This window comes from Pseudomonas mucoides (assembly GCF_015461845.1).
Classification (GTDB): Bacteria; Pseudomonadota; Gammaproteobacteria; order Pseudomonadales; family Pseudomonadaceae; genus Aquipseudomonas; species Aquipseudomonas mucoides.
In genome coordinates, this window is record NZ_JACOPW010000003.1 from 607,534 (window position 1) to 620,921 (window position 13,388).

11 protein-coding genes are annotated in these 13,388 nt (G+C 59.5%); 6 read left to right on the plus strand and 5 right to left on the minus strand.

The window, feature by feature from the left end:
- The first annotated feature begins 51 nt into the window (after positions 1 to 51).
- Positions 52 to 1,014 carry a LysR family transcriptional regulator gene (locus H8F22_RS17630; protein WP_027926272.1) on the plus strand — a complete coding sequence of 321 codons (963 nt, stop codon included), beginning with the start codon at positions 52 to 54 and terminating at the stop codon, positions 1,012 to 1,014.
- Here the strand turns inward: H8F22_RS17630 and H8F22_RS17635 are convergent.
- From H8F22_RS17635 to H8F22_RS17645, 3 genes are all read right to left on the minus strand, one after another.
- A complete protein-coding gene (locus H8F22_RS17635; RefSeq protein WP_027926271.1) occupies positions 956 to 1,165 on the minus strand; it encodes a PA3496 family putative envelope integrity protein in 210 nt (69 codons plus the stop codon). The genes H8F22_RS17630 and H8F22_RS17635 overlap by 59 nt on opposite strands.
- 216 nt (positions 1,166 to 1,381) lie before the next feature.
- Complete coding sequence (hexR, locus tag H8F22_RS17640; protein WP_008027445.1) at positions 1,382 to 2,248, minus strand: transcriptional regulator HexR; 867 nt, start codon at positions 2,246 to 2,248, stop codon at positions 1,382 to 1,384.
- Positions 2,249 to 2,383: 135 nt separating this feature from the next.
- Positions 2,384 to 5,254: an EAL domain-containing protein gene (locus H8F22_RS17645; protein ID WP_027926270.1), complete on the minus strand. Its 2,871-nt coding sequence runs from the start codon at positions 5,252 to 5,254 to the stop codon at positions 2,384 to 2,386.
- Between the two features lie 258 nt (positions 5,255 to 5,512).
- Here H8F22_RS17645 and uvrD point away from each other — a divergent pair, with 258 nt between their 5' ends.
- The 4 genes from uvrD (at position 5,513) to H8F22_RS17665 (ending at position 9,887) form a co-directional block, all read left to right on the plus strand.
- On the plus strand, positions 5,513 to 7,696 hold the full coding sequence (uvrD, locus tag H8F22_RS17650; protein ID WP_027926269.1) for a DNA helicase II: 2,184 nt from the start codon (positions 5,513 to 5,515) through the stop codon (positions 7,694 to 7,696).
- Between the two features lie 150 nt (positions 7,697 to 7,846).
- Entirely contained in the window at positions 7,847 to 8,287 is a 441-nt protein-coding gene (locus tag H8F22_RS17655) for an EamA family transporter (RefSeq protein ID WP_027926268.1), read from the plus strand.
- A 179-nt stretch (positions 8,288 to 8,466) separates the two neighbouring features.
- Positions 8,467 to 9,342: a Tim44 domain-containing protein gene (locus H8F22_RS17660; RefSeq protein WP_027926267.1), complete on the plus strand. Its 876-nt coding sequence runs from the start codon at positions 8,467 to 8,469 to the stop codon at positions 9,340 to 9,342.
- 137 nt (positions 9,343 to 9,479) lie between these two features.
- On the plus strand, positions 9,480 to 9,887 hold the full coding sequence (locus H8F22_RS17665; protein WP_007943369.1) for an SMI1/KNR4 family protein: 408 nt from the start codon (positions 9,480 to 9,482) through the stop codon (positions 9,885 to 9,887).
- 38 nt (positions 9,888 to 9,925) lie between these two features.
- On the opposite strand, the gene H8F22_RS17670 is transcribed toward H8F22_RS17665, so the two are convergent.
- A complete protein-coding gene (locus tag H8F22_RS17670) occupies positions 9,926 to 11,689 on the minus strand; it encodes a cation:proton antiporter (protein WP_027926266.1) in 1,764 nt (587 codons plus the stop codon).
- Between the two features lie 202 nt (positions 11,690 to 11,891).
- Between H8F22_RS17670 and H8F22_RS17675 the strand changes: the two genes are divergently transcribed.
- Positions 11,892 to 12,374, plus strand: a complete 483-nt coding sequence (locus tag H8F22_RS17675; protein ID WP_027926265.1) for an acyl-CoA thioesterase — start codon at positions 11,892 to 11,894, stop codon at positions 12,372 to 12,374.
- Positions 12,375 to 12,478: 104 nt separating this feature from the next.
- Here the strand turns inward: H8F22_RS17675 and pdxY are convergent, their stop codons facing one another.
- Positions 12,479 to 13,351, minus strand: a complete 873-nt coding sequence (gene pdxY / locus H8F22_RS17680; RefSeq protein WP_027926264.1) for a pyridoxal kinase PdxY — start codon at positions 13,349 to 13,351, stop codon at positions 12,479 to 12,481.
- Positions 13,352 to 13,388 lie beyond the last annotated feature (37 nt).

Consider the following 13,388-nt stretch of genomic DNA (forward strand, 5'->3'; position numbering starts at 1 on the left):
AAGTAAAGACTTATAGTCGTGGCATCAGCCCGTGCCGAGAGCGACCAGATAATGCGTAAGTCATTGATGCGTATGACATTGCGTCAATTGCAGATTTTCAATGAAGTCTGTGATTTGCGGTCCTACAGTCGGGCAGCCGACGAAATGTCGCTCACACAACCGGCCGTCAGCCTACAGATCAGGCAACTTGAAGAGCTGATTGGTCAGCCCTTGTTCGATTACGTCGGCAAAAAACTCTACATGACTGAGGCCGCCGAAGCACTCCAGCGCGCCAGCCGGGATATTTTCGGGCGCCTGGAAAACCTCGACATGCAGCTTTCGGACATGCAGGGCTCTCTGCAAGGACAGCTGAAACTGGCGGTGGAGTCCAGCGCCAAGTATTTCGTGCCGCACCTGTTTGCCGCGTTCAAGCGCCAGCATCCCGAGGTCAATCTGCAACTGACGGTCGTCAATCGGGGCCAAGTGATTCGTCGTCTGTCCGATAACCGCGATGACCTGGTGATCATGTCGATGGTGCCGCAAGACATGGGGCTGGAATTCCTGCCGTTCCTCAACAACCCGATTGTCGCGGTTGCACCACCGGATCATCCGCTGTGCCACATGGGGCCACTGCGCCTGCAAGACCTTGAGCCCTACACCCTGCTGATGCGCGAATCCGGTTCCGGGACGCGACTGGCGTGCGAAGAGTATTTCAAGGAGAAGCGTGTGCACTTCAACCAGACCCAGGAGGTCTCATCAGCCGAAGCCCAGCGTGAATGTGTACTGGCGGGTCTGGGCGTAGCGCTGTTGACGCGTCACGCCCTGAACCTTGAGTTGGCGACCGGCGGCTTGATTGAATTGCCGGTCGAAGAGTTGCCGCTCTACCGCAGCTGGTGCCTGGTGCAAGCCAAGGCAAAAAGGCTGTCACCCGTGGCGCACGCATTCCTTGCGTTTATCCGCAGTGAGCGGGTGCAGATCAGCGCGCTGGTTGAGCGTTTCGACGGGAAGTTGTCGGTGCCGCCTGCCAGTAATTGAGTTCCAGCTCTGGAAAATCACCGATCTCGGCCAGCAGTTGGCGACGTTCGCAGCGATCTTCAATGGCGCGACGGAATTCCATGCGACGCTGATCTTCTTGCTGACGACGGGTTTTGGCAGCGCTGTTGCGTTCTTCGTAGGGCTGGGCCATTTCGAGTCTCCCAAGGCGATTACGGGAGTTTCAAGATAGGCGCGGGGGATGACGGTTTGGCGGCGGGTGGGTTACAGAGAGATGAAGGTTACTGTGTGGTGAGGGGGCTTGTCGGAACGCCGCATCGCCCCGTTGGGTCGCGAAGCGGCCCCAAAATCTTTGCGGCTGCTGTGCAGCCGAACGGGGGCAAGCCCCCTCGCCACAATTCCAGCAGAATCAATCATCCAGCGCTTTCACCGACTTGGGCGACAGCCGCAGGCTGCGAAGGCTGCGCTTGACGCTCTTGAGGTGATTGACCAGGCTCGGGCCGCGCGCCATGGCCACGCCCATCGCCAGCACGTCGATCACCACCAGGTGAGCGATACGCGAGGTCAGCGGGGTATAGATTTCGGTGTCTTCATGCACATCAATCGCCAGGTTGACGGTCGAGAGCTCGGCCAGCGGCGTCTGGCTCGGGCACAAGGTGATCAGCGAGGCGCCACTTTCACGCACCAGGTTGGCCGTGATCAGCAAATCCTTGGAGCGCCCGGACTGGGAAATACAGATCGCCACATCAGTCGGCTTCAACGTCACGGCCGACATCGCTTGCATGTGCGGGTCGGAGTACGCCGCCGCGGTCAGCAGCAAACGAAAGAATTTGTGCTGGGCATCAGCCGCCACCGCACCCGATGCGCCAAAGCCATAGAACTCGACGCGCTGGGCCTGGGACATGAGCGAGACCGCCCGCTGCAACTCCACCGGATCGAGTTTCTCGCGAACCTCCATCAAGGTGTGCAGGGTGGTGTCGAAGATTTTCAGGCTGTAGTCGGCAACGGAATCGTCTTCATGGATGGCAAACTGACCGAAGCTGGCACCGGCGGCCAGGCTCTGCGCCAGTTTGAGTTTCAGATCCTGAAAACCGGAACAACCGATGGCGCGACAAAAGCGCACGATGGTCGGCTCGCTGATGCCGACGCTGTGGGCCAGGTCGGCCATGGAGCTGTGCATCACCGCCGCAGGATCAAGCAGCACGTGGTCGGCGACCTTGAGCTCCGACTTGCGTAAGAGGTGGCGTGACTGGGCGATGTGTTGCAGCAGATTCAAAGGGCTGGACTCTTTGTTATTGGCAGTTGCCGGGGATGTAGCAAGCTTGTAGTTATACTACAAGAATTCGCTTTTTGCCTGCTCAATGCGTAACTCGATGCCCCCATTCCACGCCTCATACGCTCCATGTAGCCCCTACGAGGGGTTCGCGTCCTTTTGTAACAGCTTGGCCAGTTCATCAGCCTCAACGGGCCGACTGATCAAATAGCCTTGCACTTCATCGCAGCACTCGGCTTTCAAAAACTCCAGCTGCTCTTGCCGCTCCACGCCTTCGGCCACCACTTTCAGCGACAAACCATGCGCCATCGCAATGATCGCCCGGGTAATGGCCGCATCCACAGTGCCCTCCCCCAACCCACGGATAAACGCCTGATCGATCTTCACGTAGTCCACCGGAATTCGTTTGAGGTAGCTCAGGGACGAATACCCGGTGCCAAAATCGTCGATCGCCAACTTCACCCCCAGATCCCGCAGCTGCTGGAAGGTCGCAATGATGTGCTCGACGCTGTCCAGCAACTGGCTTTCGGTCAGTTCCAGCTCCAGGTAGTGCGGCGCCAGGCCGGTTTCTTCCAATACTTGGCGCACCAGGCTGACCAGTTTGCCCTGACGCAATTGATGCACCGACAGGTTGACCGACACCCGGATCGGCTCCAGCCCCTGCCGCTGCCACTCGCAGGCTTGCCAGCAAGCCTGGCGCAGCACGAACTCGCCGATTGGGCCGATGAGCCCAGTTTCCTCGGCCAGACCGATAAAGTCCCCCGGCGGCACCCGCCCCATGGTCGGATGATCCCAGCGCACCAGCGCTTCGGCGGCGTTCAAGTGGCCCGTGGCGAGGCAAAGTTTGGGTTGGTAAAAGACTTTCAGCTGCTTTTCTTCGATGGCTTTGCGCAGCTGGTTTTCCAGCTGCAAACGCTCCAGGGTGCTGGCTTGCAGGCTTTCGGTATAAAACTGGAAGTTGTCGCCGCCCAAGTGTTTAGCGTGCTGCATGGCCATGTTCGACTGACTGACCAACGCAGAAATTTCCCGCGCGTTGTCCGGCAACATACTGATGCCCATGGACGCACTGATCACCAGTTCATGGCCATCGACGGAGACCGGCAAACGCAACTTGGTCGACAACCGCGTCGCCACCCGCGCCAGGCTCGACAGGTTGCCGTAGGTATCAAACAGCACCGCAAATTCGTCGCCGGAAAGCCTGGCGATCGTGTCGGCCTCTGGCAGTGCGTTGACCAGGCGCCGGGACATTTTCTGCAGCAGTTGGTCGGCGACGTCATGCCCGAGGCTGTCATTGAGCAGTTTGAAACGGTCCAGGTTGATGTGCAGCAACGCCAGGCTACGTCCGCCCTGGCGCACCCGCTGATGGGCCTCGCGCAACCGTTCCCGGAACAACGAGCGATTTGCCAGGCCCGTCAGTTCGTCATAGTGGGTCAAGTAGCGCATGCGTTCTTCGGATTCGCGGCGAGCCGATAGATCGGCGAAGAAGCCGACAATATGGCTGACATTTCCTCGGGAATCGCGAACTGCGTTCAGTTGCAACCATTGCGGATAGAGCTCGCCGTTTTTACGGGTCTCGACCAATTCGCCTTGCCATGTCCCGTGCTGCTCCAGCGCCTGATGGATAGCGCCGTAGTGGCGGCGAGCATCGCGACTGCAGGGGAGTTCGACGACGTTGCGCCCCAGCATGTCGTCGATGTCATAACCGGTGACTCGACTGAAGGCCTGATTGACGGCGATCAAGGCGTAATCGGGGTCGAAAATCACGATGCCTTCGCTGGCGGCTTCGAACACGGTTGCCGCCAGTTGGCGTTGTTCTTCCTGGACTTTGCTCGCGCTGATGTCGCGACGGGTGCCGACCATGCGGATCACCCGACCCGTTTTGCTTCGCTCGACAGCCCGGCCACGGTCCTCGATCCAGACCCAGTGACCGTCGCCATGCCGCACGCGGTATTCGATCTGGTAATCCTCACTGCGGCCTTTCAAATGCTCGATCAACGCGCGCTTCAGCGCCGGCAGGTCTTCGGGGTGCAACCGCGGGCGAAGGTGGCGAAGCATGGCTGTCACATATTCCGGCGCGAGGCCGAACAATTCCTGGATCTGCGTGTGATGGACTTCATCGGTTTGCAGGTTCCAGTCCCACAGCCCGAGTTCGCTGGCCTTCAACGCCAACGCCAGTCGCGCTTCACTCTTGCTCAAGGCCTGGTTGGCGACGTCGAGCTCCAGGCTGCGCTGGGCAACACGGTTTTCCAGCTCGACCTGGGCTTCGCGCAGTTTTTCTTCGGCGCATCGACGGTGATCGATCTCTTTGGCTAACTCGTGATTGAGCTGATCGCTACAGCTTTGCGCTTGCTGTAAATGCTCGATCAGCGCCTGATTCTGAAAACGACGCAGCAATCCGCTGTCGATCAACCGATTGACCTGCCAGGCAATCACGCTGAGCGCGCCCAACAAAATCAGGCCGAACCAGCCCCAGCCATGATCCTGTGCGTCGCCGCCCCAGAATAAATAGGCAATGGCCGGTAACAGGCAGGGCAAGGTAAAGGACAGGAATGCCGGCAGGCTGACCGCGTAGGCAACACTGGCGGAAAGTGCGGCGGCGCCGATCAGGCCGAACACCCACGCTTGCTGCATGAAATTGTCGGCGGGCACCAACGCAATACCGGCACCGGCCAGGGTCAGGCCGGTAAGGCCAGAGCCGAGCAAAAACATGCGGCGCCAGATCGGATGTGCCTGGCGGTTGGGAATCGCCGAATCGAAGGCCGCGACTTGAATCACCCGCAACGCCACCAGCGACAGCAGCCACACCATCCAGACGCTGACCAGGAAATAGCGCTGCGGGCTCCAGAGCAAACCGGCGCAGACCAGACCATTGATCAACATGAATAACGTGGGCAGCAGTGACCCCTGATAAAGCAGGCGCGTGCGTTCGACCGCCATTTCCATGGCGTACTGCTTGCGGATGACCCGCGGCTCCACCGTGGGGCCCGACAGGTCGATGCTGAGGGTCATAGGCAATGTTCTTGTTCTTATAATGATGAGCATGAGCCCGAAACGTCGACGGAGCATACACAAGCCAATGCCCTTACCAAACTGCCCCGGATCATAAATTCGACAATATTTCAGCCCTCCGACGCCCCGCCAAAACCCTTGGAGCGCGGCCCGCCAACGCCTGCAGCCAGTGACTGACCGGTCGTCCTCCGTGCATCTTTCATCGGCTAATGCAAAGCTCGGTTTGCCCGGTGTGGCGGCGCACCCTAGAATGCCCCGATGCGCGATGATCTCTCCCTTCTGCTGAACTCCCTCAACGACGCCCAACGCCAGGCCGTAGCTGCCCGCGTGGGTCGTCAGTTGGTCCTGGCCGGTGCTGGTTCCGGTAAAACCCGAGTGCTGGTGCACCGTATCGCCTGGTTGATCCAGGTCGAAAACGCCTCGCCGCACTCAATCCTGTCGGTGACCTTCACCAACAAGGCCGCGGCCGAGATGCGTCAGCGCATCGAGCAGCTGATGGGGCTCAACCCCGCCGGCATGTGGGTCGGCACCTTCCACGGCCTGGCGCACCGCTTGCTGCGGGCGCACTGGCAGGAGGCCGGGCTGAGCCAGACATTCCAGATTCTCGACAGCGATGACCAGCAACGCTTGGTCAAGCGAGTGATACGCGAGCTAGGACTGGACGAACAACGCTGGCCCGCCCGCCAGGCCCAGTGGTTCATCAATGGGCAGAAAGACGAAGGTCTGCGTCCGCAACATATTCAAGCCAGCGGCGATATGTTCCTGGCGACCATGCGCAGCATTTATGAGGCCTACGAGGCTGCCTGCCTGCGCGCGGGTGTGATCGATTTCTCCGAATTGCTCTTGCGTGCCCTCGATCTGTGGCGCGACCACCCGGGTTTGCTGGCTCATTATCAGAAACGCTTCCGCCACATCCTGGTGGACGAGTTCCAGGACACCAACGCCGTGCAGTACGCCTGGTTGCGTCTGCTGGCCAAGGGCGGCGACAGCCTGATGGTGGTGGGCGACGACGATCAGTCGATCTACGGCTGGCGCGGCGCAAAAATCGAGAACATCTATCAGTATTCCGATGATTTTCCGGATGCCGAGACCATTCGCCTGGAGCAGAACTACCGCTCCACCGCCGGTATTCTCAAGGCCGCCAACGCCCTGATCGCCAATAACACCGGGCGCATGGGCAAAGAGCTGTGGACCGATGGCGGCGAAGGCGAAGCGATCAATCTATACGCTGCGTTCAACGAACACGATGAAGCACGTTACGTGGTGGAAACCATTGAAAGCGCGCTGAAAACCGGCTTGGCTCGCAGCGATATCGCGATTTTGTACCGCTCCAACGCCCAATCGCGCGTTTTGGAAGAAGCCCTGCTGCGTGAGCGCATTCCGTACCGTATCTATGGCGGTCAGCGCTTCTTCGAGCGGGCAGAAATCAAGAACGCCATGGCTTACCTGCGTTTGCTGGAAGGCCGAGGCAACGATGCGGCGCTGGAGCGGGTGATCAACGTCCCGGCCCGTGGCATCGGCGAGAAAACCGTCGAAGCCATCCGCGACCACGCCCGTCACAGCGATGTGTCGATGTGGGAAGCCATGCGCCTGCTGGTCGCCAATAAAGGCCTGACCGGTCGCGCTGCCGGCGCGCTCGGTGCCTTTATCGAGTTGATCGAGAACCTTGCTGCCAAGTGCATGGAAATGCCCCTGCACCTGATGACCCAAACGGTCATCGAGCAATCCGGGCTGATCGCCTATCACCAGGCGGAAAAAGGCGAGAAAGGCCAGGCTCGGGTAGAAAACCTTGAGGAACTGGTCAGCGCCGCGCGCAACTTCGAAAACGCCGAAGAAGACGAAGACCTGACGCCGCTGGCGGCATTCCTTGGCCATGCGTCGCTGGAAGCCGGTGATACTCAGGCCGAAGAGCACGAAGACAGCATTCAGTTGATGACCTTGCACAGCGCCAAGGGCCTGGAATTCCCTTACGTGTTCCTGGTAGGCATGGAAGAAGGCCTGTTCCCGCATAAGATGAGCCTGGAAGAACCCGGCCGTCTTGAGGAAGAACGCCGTCTGGCCTACGTCGGCATCACCCGGGCCATGCAGAATCTGGTGATGACCTATGCTGAAACCCGACGCCTGTACGGCAGCGAAACCTACAACAAGGTCTCGCGATTCGTACGGGAAGTGCCTAAAGGCCTGATCCAGGAAGTGCGTTTGTCCAACAGTGTCAGCCGTCCGTTCGGTGGCAATCAATCGATGAGCGGCAGCAACCTGTTCAGCGGCAGCGAGATTCCGGATACCGGCTTCAGCCTGGGTCAGACTGTACGGCACTCGATCTTTGGCGACGGCGTGATCCTCAACTTCGAGGGTTCCGGTGCGCAGGCGCGGGTGCAGGTGAATTTCAGCGAAGGCAGCAAGTGGCTGATGCTGGGTTACGCGAAGCTGGAAGCTGTTTAATAGCTTTTCTGTGGGAGCGAGCCTGCTCGCGAATGAAAGCGCCGCGGTGTATCTGATAAACCGTGGTGCGTCCTTCGCGAGCAGGCTCGCTCCCACAGGGTTTGTGCTCCCCCCCCACCCCAGCAGGTTGATCTTGTAAGGCGCGAAATAATGGGCTCAGGCTTCTTTTCTTCCTGGACGTTCTGGGCCCTGATGTCGGCGGTGTTTGCCGCCCTGACCGCGATCTTCGCCAAAATCGGTATCGAAAACGTCAATTCCGACTTTGCCACCCTGCTGCGCACCGTAGTGGTATTGGTCAGCCTGGCCTTGATTTTGTACGCCACGGGCCAATATCAATCATTAGGATCGATCTCGGCGAAGAGCTACCTGTTCTTGCTGCTGTCGGGACTGGCCACCGGCGCCTCGTGGATCTGCTACTTCCGCGCGCTGAAACGGGGGCCGGCCTCGCTGGTCGCTCCGGTGGACAAGCTCAGCGTGGTGCTGGTGGCGGTGCTCGGCGTGATCCTGCTGGGCGAAAAACTCGACCTGCGCCAATGGGGTGGAATCGGCCTGATCACGGCCGGTGTGATCATGCTGGCGCTGCGCCGCTAGGCATCCATCCTACTGAAGCTATCCACTCGTCCTACGGACCGAACTCAAAAGGCCTTATTGCGCTGACTGAAGCTGAACGCAACCTGTCAGGCAAAAGCCCGAAACACTCTGCCGCTAGCCAGTAACACTTCAGCTGTGCAACATGGCGCGCGTGCCATCCACAAATGGGATTACCCTTTATGAAACGTTTTCTTAGCATCGCCATGGCGTTGTGCATCGGCCTGACGATGAGCCTCGACGCCAACGCCAAGCGCTTTGGTGGCGGCAAAAGCGTCGGCGCTGCGCCGACCCACCAGACCAGCCAAATGGCGCCTTCTTCTCCAGGCATGGGCGGCGCTGCGGCGACCGCTGGTGCTGCCGGTGCCGCGGGCACTGCGGCCAAGGCTGGCGGTGCTTCGCGCTGGCTCGGCCCTCTGGCCGGCATCGCTGCCGGTGGCCTGCTGGCCTCCATGTTCATGGGCGGCGGCTTCCAGGGCATGCAGATCTTCGACATCCTGATCATGGCGGTCATCGCCTTCCTGGTCTTCCGCTTCATCGCCGCTCGTCGTCGCAAGCAGCAGGAGCACATGGCTCCCGCTGGCCACGCGCCAATGCAGCGTGAAGTGTTCGACCAGAAGCCTGCGGGGGGGTCGATCTTCGGCGGCTCGGCTGCACCGGTTGCCGCTCGTCCGGTCATCAATGCTCCGGCCTGGTTCAATGAAAAGAACTTCATTGAAGCGGCTCGCAACCACTTCCAGTCCCTGCAACAGCATTGGGACGCCAACGAAATGGACAAGATCGCCGAGTTCGTGACCCCGCAAATGCTCGAGTTCCTCAAGCGCGAACGTGCTGACCTGGGCGACGGTTTCCAGTCCACCTACATTGATAACCTCAATGTTCAACTGGACGGCGTGGATGATCGTGCCGACAAGACCATCGCCACCCTGACCTTCAGCGGCGTGTCGAAGACTTCACGTTTCGACCAGGGCGAAGTGTTCAGCGAAAGCTGGAACATGGAACGTCCACAAGGCGAAAACCAGCCTTGGCTGGTGGCCGGTATCCGCCAGAACGGCTGATCCCCCACAGCGTTAAGCGTGTTGTAATAAAAACCCCAGCCTCGGCTGGGGTTTTCTATTTCGCGGTTGCATCTATAGCGAGCTACTGTATAAACCGCCCCAACTAAACCGCGCCATCAAGCAAGAGGATCCCGGACGTGGAAGAAATCATCGAACAACTGCGTGAAGCCAACGAACCGGTACCAGTCCCCTTGGAGCTGCCCGACGAAGATCAAATCGTGGAAATCGAAGAACAACTGTTCATCGACATTCCGTTCGTCTTCAGAGAATTTTTGCTGACCGTCAGCGACGTGGTCTACGGCAGCCTGGAACCGGTGACTGTCACCGACCCGCAATCCCACACCTACCTGCCAGACGTTGCCGCCAACGCCTGGGACGCTGGCGTTGACCGCAGCATGATCCCGATCTGCCAGGACGGTGATGACTATTACCTCGTTGAAGAAGACGGCACGGTGGTGCTGTGGCAGGCCGAAGAAGAACTGATCGCCGAAGAAACCTGGGAATCGGTGTGGCACTGGGCGCGGGACGTCTGGCTGGAAAGCTGATTTAGCCTATCCAGACTTTGTAGCAGCTGGCGCAGGTCTCAGTGACCGGGTGCATCATTGTGGTTGTCCAGGGTTTCGAGCAAGGCCACCTGCATCCGCGTATGCACGCGGATGAACCAGCGCCAGAGCAATGCTGCCACGGCGGCAGCGACCACGATGATCAGTACCAGCAACTTGTTGGTCGGCAGAATACTGGCCGACAAGGCTGCCAGTAGCAGGAAAATCACCAGCAGCGAGAGGATCGGGATCACTTCGGCGATCACCCGACGCACTCGCTGCGTGTGGCGTCCGGCCATTTCCGGCTTCACGCCCATCTCTGCCAACAACAACGACAGCGCCTTGAGCTTGCGATAGGCGGCGATCAGGAACGGCAGCGACACCAGCAACGCGCCACCCCAGATCAATGCTTTCTGCCAACTCGGGTCGCTGATCCAGTCTTGCAGATACGCGGACACAGGCTCGGCGAAGAACGCCCCCGAGAAGAAAATCGCAATCACTAGCGCCAGATTAACCCCCACCTGCAACAAAATCCGCCGAATCATCGACACCAGCAGCGCGCCCTCGCCCTGCGGTTGAATGCTGCGTAGCCATTCGCCGTACATCCCGAACACCCTTCCCAGCCGTTGCGGCATCACGGCGGCGAGCTTGATCGACAACGGATCGGCCGCGCGGATCAGGTACGGAGTCAGCAGCGTAGTGATCACCGAAACCGCCACGGCGACTGGGTAGAGGAAGTTGCTGGTCACCTGCAACGTCATGCCCAACGCCGCAATGATGAAAGAAAATTCGCCGATCTGCGAAAGCCCCATCCCCACGCGCAGTGAGGTGCGCCCGTCATTGCCGGCGATAAATGCCCCGAGTCCGCAGGACAGCATCTTGCCAAGCACCACCGCCACGGTGATCACGGCGATTGGCCAGGCGTATTGCAGCAGGATCATCGGATCCAGCATCAGGCCGATGGCGACGAAGAAAATCGCACTGAACAAGTCGCGAACCGGCTCGATCAGGCGCTCTATTTTCAACAGTTGTCGAGACTCGGCCATGATCGCGCCAATCAGGAACGCACCGAGCACCATGCTGTATTCCAGCTTCACCACCAGCAGGCAGAAACCGAAACATAGCCCCAGAACGGTAATCAGTAGCATCTCGTTGCTGTCGAATTTGGCCACGTAAGCCAACAGCCGCGGCACCAGCAATATCCCGATGACCAGCGCAACAATCATGAACAGCGAAAGCTTGCCGACTGTGGAAAACACTTCGCCAGAGCTGACCGTGCCACTGACGGCGATGCTCGACAGCAACGCAATGATGCCAATGCCCAGGATGTCTTCGACGATCAGCACACCGAAGATCAACTGCGCGAAACGCTCGTTCTTCATCTTCAGGTCGTTGAGTGCCTTGACGATGATGGTGGTCGAGGAAATCGCCAGGATCGCGCCGAGGAACAGCGAATCCATGGTGTTCCAGTCAAACCAGCGACCAATCTCGTAGCCGATCCAGATCATCAACACGATTTCAAGGAACGCCGCGATGAACGCCGTCGCGCCGACCTTGAACAACTTGCGCAGGCTGAATTCCAGACCGAGGCAGAACATCAGGAAGATCACCCCGAGCTCCGCGAGGGTCTTGATGGTTTCTTCGTCGTGGATCAGCCCGAACGGCGGCGTGTGCGGGCCGATGATGAAACCGGCGACGATGTAGCCCAGCACCACGGGCTGCTTGAAGCGATGGAACAGCACGGTCACCACGCCGGCGATCAACATGATCACTGCCAAATCCTGAATGAAACTGATGGCATGCATGGCGTGTGCTCCTTAAGCGGGGACTTTTGGAGGTTAACACCGGGACTTGTGCCGCAAAGGCGGTGCAATATATGGAAACAGATCGAAACAGGCGTGACGGCAGCCAGCTACCCGGCGTCCCGATAACTGTTGGTTTTGAAAAGCTGACAAGGCACCCGCAGAGGTGCGCCCCTGAAATTCTGCCTTGAACCGTGAGAACGCTATGGAACCCGGAAACGCACAACTGTCGATGACGGTATTGATGACCCCCGACATGGCCAACTTCTCTGGCAATGTCCACGGCGGTACCTTGCTCAAGTACCTCGACGAAGTCGCGTATGCATGCGCCAGCCGTTATGCCGGTCGCTACGTGGTGACGCTGTCGGTGGACCAGGTGATCTTCCGCGAGCCGATTCATGTCGGCGAACTGGTGACCTTTCTGGCGTCGGTCAACTACACCGGCAATACCTCCATGGAGGTGGGCATCAAGGTGGTGACCGAGAACATCCGCGAGCGCTCGGTGCGCCACACCAACAGCTGCTTTTTCACCATGGTCGCGGTGGATGACAACCGCAAACCCGCGGTCGTACCGCCTTTGCAACCGCACAACAGCGAAGAAAAGCGCCGCTTCATCCAGGCACAGCAGCGTCGGCAGATTCGTCAGGAGCTGGAAAAGCGCTATCAGGAAATCAAGGGTGATGCCTGAGGGCTTTGACCTGTTTTAGATAGCCATCGCGAGCAGGTCGCACCGTCGCCCCCACATTGGATCTGTGTCGTTCACAAATCCACTGTGGGGGCAAGCAACGCGGATTAAAGACTGATCGCCGTCGCCTCAAACCGCACCCGCGGATGAGCAATCCGGTCCTGCGCCCGCACCAGTTCCAGCTCATAGCTGGCACAGGCCTGAGTCTCCAGCAACACTTCATGCACCGCTGCGGCCGTAAACTCGAATGCAGCGACCAGACTGTCGCCCAACAACACCCGCGCCAGGAACAGCCCGGACGTCAGGTCGCCCACGCCCACCGGCTGACGCGGAAACGCCAGCAGCGGACGCCGCAGATGCCAGCTGCCCTCGGCAGTCACCAACAACATCTCGAAGCCATCCGCCGGTTTGCCGGGGTAATCCAGATGCTTGACCAATACCGCCTTAGGCCCACGCGCCAACAGCGCTCGCGCCATGGCCAGGCAGTCGAACAGTGACTGCGGTTTGCGTCCAGAGAAGCTGTCCAGTTCCAACTGGTTCGGGCACATGAAGTCAGCCACCGACGCCGCTTCTTCCAGCAGGAAATCGCTGACTTCAGCCGGAACGCTGCAGCCCTTCTCCGGATGGCCCATCACCGGGTCGCACAAATACAGCGCCTTGGGGTTCATCGACTTGATGCGCGCCACGCCGGTCAGGATCGCCCGGCCCTGAGCCGCACTGCCCAGGTAACCGGACAGCACCGCATCGCAGTTGCCCAGCTCGCCAATCGCGGCAATGCCTTCGACCAACTCAGGGATCTGGTGCGGCGCCAGCACTTCACCCGTCCACTGGCCGTATTGGGTGTGGTTGGAAAACTGCACGGTGTTGAGCGGCCAGACATTCACCCCGACCCGCTGCATCGGGAAAACCGCGGCGCTGTTGCCAGCGTGGCCGAACACCACGTGGGACTGAATGGCGAGCAGATGGGGCGTACGTTTCATGCGGTGAGTTTTCCGTAAAACGATTGAAATTCAAGCC

Coding starts and splice junctions, on each gene's coding strand:
- H8F22_RS17630 (WP_027926272.1), top strand. CDS start 52: ATGCGTAAGTCATTGATGCGTATGACATTGCGTCAATTGCAGATTTTC.
- H8F22_RS17635 (WP_027926271.1), bottom strand. CDS start 1,165: ATGGCCCAGCCCTACGAAGAACGCAACAGCGCTGCCAAAACCCGTCGT.
- H8F22_RS17645 (WP_027926270.1), bottom strand. CDS start 5,254: ATGACCCTCAGCATCGACCTGTCGGGCCCCACGGTGGAGCCGCGGGTC.
- uvrD (WP_027926269.1), top strand. CDS start 5,513: ATGCGCGATGATCTCTCCCTTCTGCTGAACTCCCTCAACGACGCCCAA.
- H8F22_RS17655 (WP_027926268.1), top strand. CDS start 7,847: ATGGGCTCAGGCTTCTTTTCTTCCTGGACGTTCTGGGCCCTGATGTCG.
- H8F22_RS17660 (WP_027926267.1), top strand. CDS start 8,467: ATGAAACGTTTTCTTAGCATCGCCATGGCGTTGTGCATCGGCCTGACG.
- H8F22_RS17670 (WP_027926266.1), bottom strand. CDS start 11,689: ATGCATGCCATCAGTTTCATTCAGGATTTGGCAGTGATCATGTTGATC.
- H8F22_RS17675 (WP_027926265.1), top strand. CDS start 11,892: ATGGAACCCGGAAACGCACAACTGTCGATGACGGTATTGATGACCCCC.
- pdxY (WP_027926264.1), bottom strand. CDS start 13,351: ATGAAACGTACGCCCCATCTGCTCGCCATTCAGTCCCACGTGGTGTTC.